Source organism: Salinivibrio sp. MA427 (assembly GCF_001996115.1).
Classification (GTDB): domain Bacteria; phylum Pseudomonadota; class Gammaproteobacteria; order Enterobacterales; family Vibrionaceae; genus Salinivibrio; species Salinivibrio costicola.
Genome location: NZ_MUFH01000154.1, coordinates 1 through 6,036, shown reverse-complemented (window position 1 = coordinate 6,036; position 6,036 = coordinate 1). Strand labels below are relative to the sequence as shown.

5 protein-coding genes are annotated in these 6,036 nt (G+C 45.6%); all 5 read right to left on the bottom strand.

Translation table 11 applies throughout. The features are described from left to right. Positions 1–21: 21 nt before the first annotated feature. The 5 genes from rfbD to BZG79_RS10345 all read right to left on the bottom strand — a co-directional run bounded on the left by rfbD (position 22) and on the right by BZG79_RS10345 (position 5,722). Positions 22–930: a dTDP-4-dehydrorhamnose reductase gene (rfbD, locus tag BZG79_RS10365; protein WP_077774337.1), complete on the bottom strand. Its 909-nt coding sequence runs from the start codon at positions 928–930 to the stop codon at positions 22–24. A 3-nt stretch (positions 931–933) separates the two neighbouring features. Beyond that, positions 934–2,013 (bottom strand): dTDP-glucose 4,6-dehydratase, encoded by a 1,080-nt coding sequence (gene rfbB, locus BZG79_RS10360; RefSeq protein ID WP_077774336.1) that lies wholly within the window; start codon positions 2,011–2,013, stop codon positions 934–936. Positions 2,014–2,298: 285 nt separating this feature from the next. Continuing rightward, entirely contained in the window at positions 2,299–3,882 is a 1,584-nt protein-coding gene (locus tag BZG79_RS10355; protein ID WP_077679539.1) for a hypothetical protein, read from the bottom strand. 48 nt (positions 3,883–3,930) lie between these two features. After that, positions 3,931–4,890, bottom strand: a complete 960-nt coding sequence (locus tag BZG79_RS10350; protein ID WP_158011555.1) for a glycosyltransferase family 2 protein — start codon at positions 4,888–4,890, stop codon at positions 3,931–3,933. 79 nt (positions 4,891–4,969) lie between these two features. Then, a complete protein-coding gene (locus tag BZG79_RS10345; RefSeq protein ID WP_158020714.1) occupies positions 4,970–5,722 on the bottom strand; it encodes a glycosyltransferase family 2 protein in 753 nt (250 codons plus the stop codon). Positions 5,723–6,036: the final 314 nt, after the last annotated feature.

The following is a 6,036-nucleotide window of genomic DNA, read 5'->3' as shown; positions in this document are numbered from 1 at the left end:
TGTTTTTTTTGTGCTTTCATACTAGACTTCAGTAAGTTCTTTTATCATTCGCTCAACCCCGCACTGCCATGTGGGCAAGGTTAAACCAAAACTTTGTTCAAATTTCGACACATCCAGTCGAGAATTATGAGGGCGAGCGGCAGCTGTCGGGTAATGAGAGCTAGGGACGGGTTCGACAGTTTCAACCGTCAGATCAATACCTTGTTTCCGCACGATGTCAAAGACGAAATTCGCGTAGTGATACCAACTGGTATACGCTTTGGCTACCAAGTGGTAAATGCCTACTATGCTTTCTTCACTACCAGTTTGAGATAAGCTGTATGCTTTTCTGATGGCATGGGCGGTACAATCGGCGAGCAGTTCTGCACTAGTTGGCGCGCCAATTTGATCATCAACGATGCTCAGTTCACGCCGCGATTTGGCTAACGTTAGCATAGTTTTAGCAAAGTTGTTGCCCCGGTTGGCATACACCCAGCTGGTACGAAAAATAAGATACCGCGAGCAATAGCGTTGGATCACCTGCTCTGACATTTGCTTAGTCTCACCATAAACATTGATCGGCGATGTGGGCGTGGTTTCGTCACGCGCAGTGTCTCCGGCACCGTCATAAACGTAGTCGGTGGAGTAGTGAATGAGCCATGCCTGGTGTCGCTCGGCCGCTTTTGCTAATGCCAGCACGCTATGGGTGTTAATTTGAAACGCGGTTTCTTGATCAGTTTCGGCTTTATCAACCGCCGTATAAGCCGCCGCGTTGACGATCACATCGGGCTTAATCGCTTCGACGGTACGAACGAGGCCATTCGGATCAAGAAAATCCCCTTCATATTCGGGGTGGTCACGCCCCACGCAAAATAGGTCACCTAAGTAACTAAGTGAACGCTGTAGCTCCCAGCCTACTTGTCCATCGGTACCAAAAAGCAATATCCGCATAGTTTACTGCTCCCCATACTGCTTTTCGACCCATTGGCGATATTCACCCGATTGAATCGCCTCGACCCACTCTTGGTTGTTAAGATACCAGCGCACCGTTTTTTCAATGCCAGATTGGAAGGTTTCTTGCGGGCGCCAACCAAGCTCTTTTTCTATTTTGCTAGCATCGATCGCGTAGCGGCGATCGTGGCCTGGCCGGTCTTTAACAAAAGTAATTTGCTCACGGTACGGCGTGCTTTGGGGGCGCAGGGTATCAAGCAAGTCGCAAATGGTTTCAACCACGTCGAGGTTGGTTTTTTCGTTGTGGCCGCCAATGTTGTAGGTTTCTCCGGGTTTACCACTTTCAACGACAGTAAGCAGGGCTCTGGCGTGATCTTTGACGTAGAGCCAGTCGCGAATTTGATCGCCGAGGCCGTAAACAGGGATCGGCTTACCGTTTATGGCGTTCAGTATCACCAGTGGGATCAGTTTTTCTGGGAAATGATACGGCCCGTAATTGTTGGAGCAGTTGGTAATCAGGGTCGGCAAGCCGTAGGTTCTCGCCCACGCGGTAACGAGGTGATCGCTGGATGCCTTAGACGCAGAGTAAGGGCTACTCGGTTTGTAGGCTGTTTTTTCGGTGAACATGGGCAGTTTACCCTGACGATGCTCGCTGGGGTGTGGGAGGTCGCCATACACTTCGTCCGTCGAGATATGGTGAAACCTAAACCCTTCTTTACGCTCTAATGGAAGTGCTTGCCAATAGCTTTTTACCACGTCAAGGAGTGTGTACGTACCGATAATGTTGGTTTCAATAAAGGCGGAAGGTCCGTCGATTGAGCGATCAACATGGCTTTCTGCTGCCAGGTGCATGACTGCATCCGGTTGATGCGTCTGAAACACACGTTCTAACTCAGGACGATTGCATATATCCGCTTTTTCAAAACAGTAACGTGGAGAAGACGCAGCTTCTTCAACTGACGCGAGGTTACCTGCGTAAGTAAGCTTATCAAGGTTAATGACCTCATGGTTCGTCTCCGCGATAAGGTAGCGGATCAATGCCGAGCCTATAAAGCCCGCCCCACCTGTAATCAGTATTTTCACAGTAATTCCTTGCGTTTAGTCATACTTCAGTAGAGTCACAATGCGTGGCTAGCGGCTTGGCTTCCGCGACTCCATCATTTGACAATATCATCTCTGCATTTAGTGGCGTCCAATAATACCGAGTCATTTTATTGAAATAAAGACACCTTGGAACAACAAAGCGCCCCTCCCCGCTTAGTTCACGGGGAGGGGCGACGGTATCATTGATATTGGATTGTTATTTAGTCAGTCATCTATCGGGCTTTTACTCGCAGTCAAGGCCTGACAGTCGTTCACCATACGCATCTAGTCTGTTGCACTAAGCACTTTGAGTGGCTGTACCCGTAGTTCTGAAAGAGCCTCCGCACGCTCAAACTCAGTATGCAACAACGCCATACCATCGTTATTTGGATCGAGACTTGCTTGAGGGTCAGCCGTGGCGATACCTCGCACGTCGATCTTTCCAGAGAAGAAAAACTCTGATGCATCACGATCACTCGAGCTGAACAATGACACTTTCGACTTTTGCAGGTTATCGTTAACAAACAGATCGAAACCAGTAAATGTCAACAACGGCAGCGTAGATTGAGGCTTAGAGTATATAACTTGCCGTATTTGTCCTCCAAAGCCATCTTCAAGTAGCAAAAAGCTTCGCTGAATGTCCCAACTTCCCTCTCCACCACTGGCATAGCTTCKCAGGCACGCACCTGTTTCACTGCTACCACATGAGACAATTTCGGTATCAGTCCGGTACGGAATATCAAGATTTTGTAACCATGTTGAGTAATCGATACCTGTACTCACATCTTTGGGCTTATCGGTGAACTCTATTCCCCACCCATCGACGACACCACTACCACTGATATAGTAATTTGTTCCACCTATTTTGTGCGCATAACCATAGTAACCATCACGATCATTCGGCAACGCCTGCCAAAATAGCGGCTCTCCTCCACTCTCGATAGAGAGAGAAACATTGTCTAACCTTCCGTTGCCAGCCAAGGGAGCATACCAATAATTGGTACCATCGCGATAATCATCACCAATTTCGTTCATTTCTAACGGCTTGCTGGTGATATCTCTAAGATCCAATAAGCGATAGGCATTAATTTGTCGATATTTATCTTTTTGGATAGAGTCGTCCACGTTCTCGGGCGTGTCTGACTCTAGACGCTCGTAGCGTACGGCTAAACTCTGTTTATTGTCTAACTTTGCCTCAACATTAATGGGAGACGTTGCCCAAAAAGTGTCATAACGAGAGTTGATACCAAACACCTGACCACTTGAGTCTCCTCCGTCTTCAAGTGTTTGTTTTATGTCCCTGAGGTTAGGAAAATCCTGGCCGGTCGTTATACAACTCCCCTCTCCTCGCTGTGGCTGAAAGTCACTGAAGCGCATATTATTTGACAGTAAAGATTTGTGGTAAGAGACGCTGTCAAGAAACTTGATGCCGCCCGGCCTGATTACACTTTCGTAAATAGTGAGATAACCATCACTAGGTATTTTACTTTTGTTGATCTGCAATGTGCCTGAATTAGACCACGACGACGATCCAGCAGAGTATGTTTCTAGCAGTTGGCCCTGAGCACTATGCACCGCAACTCTTAGCCGTGTGTTCTTAACTTTATTAGCATGTACCCACTCGCGATAATCAACTTCAGGTTCAGCGTCGGGGTCATAGTTTGGATCGCTGGGATCAACGTTTTCATAATAAATTTTTTCGTCATAGATGTCACAGCGGGTGCTATCTTTCTCGGTCTCGGTGACGTAGAAGCTAGCAAAATCGATGGTATATTTAGGGGTCGGTTTAGAGCCACCACCGTCATCGCCTCCCCCACATCCTGCGAGGGCTAACGGTAAGAGTAAAGAAAGGTATAGTCGTTTATCCATGATGTTCTCAATCGCTTGGTTTTTTGATCGCATAACGCAAAATGTGACTTACTTACAAGTGAATAGCAAGTAGGTAAGCAGCACAATGCGAGCTTTAACGTGACTGCGGTTCAATCTTTTACTGATCCATGCTTTCAATCGCTGTTTACGCGACAGGTGCTTTAGGTCGCTGAGTAGCGTCAGCTGGTTGAGGGCATTGGGATCAAGCTGATGACTGAAATAGGCTTTAAATGCATTTGCTTGTATCACGACTTTGTCCACGCTGAAACAAAAGTCTTGATAGTGTTGACGTATCTGTAATAGACGATGAGGTTTGGCACCGATGCTATTATTTTTGTGTTGACGGTATTGGATTAAAGGGCGCTCAATCAGTTTTAGGCTACCGAATTGCTTGGCGACCAGTGCCAACCACCAGTCATGCATGTATGCCGATTCTGGAATCGGTAAGGCCTTGTCGAGTAAAGGGCGGTTAAAAATCGCGGTACACCCAGACACTGTATTTTGTTGTAACAGCTGATTAAATGTGTTTCCCCAATTGATGGGGATTTTTTTGTAGGCGAAATACGAGTTATTGATCACGTTCAGCTTAGAATCAACAATACAAAGATCTGAATACACAAGAAGAGGCTGCGCTGAATTCAGTGTTTTGATGTACTGATAACTGGTTACGATTTTATCAGGAAACCAGATGTCGTCTTGGTCACTCAGCATCACAAATGGGGCCGACGTTAAGGCTAACCCCCGGGCAAAGTTTTGGCTTGGGCCAAGGCTTCCCTCATTCGATTGATGTAACTCGATTTTATCATCATTGACGGCAAGTTTCTGGATGATAGTGATCGTGTTATCGGTTGAACCATCATCCATCACAATGATCCTGTTAACCAAGTGACTGTAGCCATGGTTACGTTGGATTGATTGGATTTGTGCCTCGATATATTCTTGTCCATTGTAGGAGGCTAATACAATATCGATAGGCCAACCAGGCGCTGAAAGTGGCTTTTTGTTCACTTTTCTTCCATTCACTGTTCTATTCGTTACTTATCTTAAACGAGGTAAATGTGCTGCTTTAAAGTGTAGACTGTCTGGATTAGATACTTTTAAGATTATCGACTTGATAGATTTTAGAACGCTTTGATCGCACTTTTTTGCGTGCAAAACAAAACCTCAGGGCACTTGATAGATGCCATACGAAGTAACGACTTAATAGCTTCCGACTTGCCCGTTGTCGCCAATGGACCGCCTTCGTTTCCTCGGAAAACGCCACTTGATATCCTGCTTTGTGCGCCCGATAACAAAAGTCGATATCCTCGCAGTACATGTAGTATTTTTCGTCTAGCCCACCGAGTTGCTGATAAACACTTGCTTTCACCGCTATTAATGCACCACTCGCCCAAAGCGGCGATTGCACATCACGTATGTCAGCTTTGCGGATAACGGTAGAGCGATTATTCATTGCGTAAGCAGAAATGAACGACCAAAGTTTAGGGAAACGACGGATGTTGTCGTCCTCAACATGCTCGTCTACATCTAAGTATAAGTTACCCGCCACGATCTCTTTACCACTTAAACCAATAAACTGGCGTAGATTTTCTAGGGCCTGTGGTGTGATTTGAACGTCAGGATTGAGCAACAAAAAATAGTCATCTGACTGAGGTTCTAGCGTACTCAAGTAATGAAGAAAGTTTAAGTTATTGTTAGCAGAAAATCCTTTTTTGCTTGTATTTGCAATGTAAGTTACGCCATTCTGTTGACAATAACCTTTCAGTTCTTCTTGTGGTGCGTTATCACGACAAATAACATGGACATCTGCTACATCTGCTGCCTGTCGAAGTGAATCCATGTTTACAATCATATCACTATGATTGTGTGAAACTGTAGAGATAATGAGTCTCATTTTTAACCTTGCTGGGCTGTGAGTATAGAAAATAGGGATAGATAAAAAGACATATAACTTTGTAGGCTTCCCTATCTAGCCGATTCTGTTTAGTCTCGGCCTTGAGCATATTCCTAATGCGTTTTATCTTACGTCATTTTACTCTGCTTAACTTGACATAACCGCATAAAACGAGCTACGCGATGCTAAAAAGCAATACTTAGAATAACATTTTGTTTAAATTTCTCGGCACCCCCACTCAGGATAGTGCTCGCGAATGT

What these genes read in the sequence shown, in the direction of transcription:
- rfbD (WP_077774337.1), bottom strand. Translation starts at nt 930, where the DNA reads ATGCGGATATTGCTTTTTGGTACCGATGGACAAGTAGGCTGGGAGCTA.
- BZG79_RS10345 (WP_158020714.1), bottom strand. Translation starts at nt 5,722, where the DNA reads ATGGATTCACTTCGACAGGCAGCAGATGTAGCAGATGTCCATGTTATT.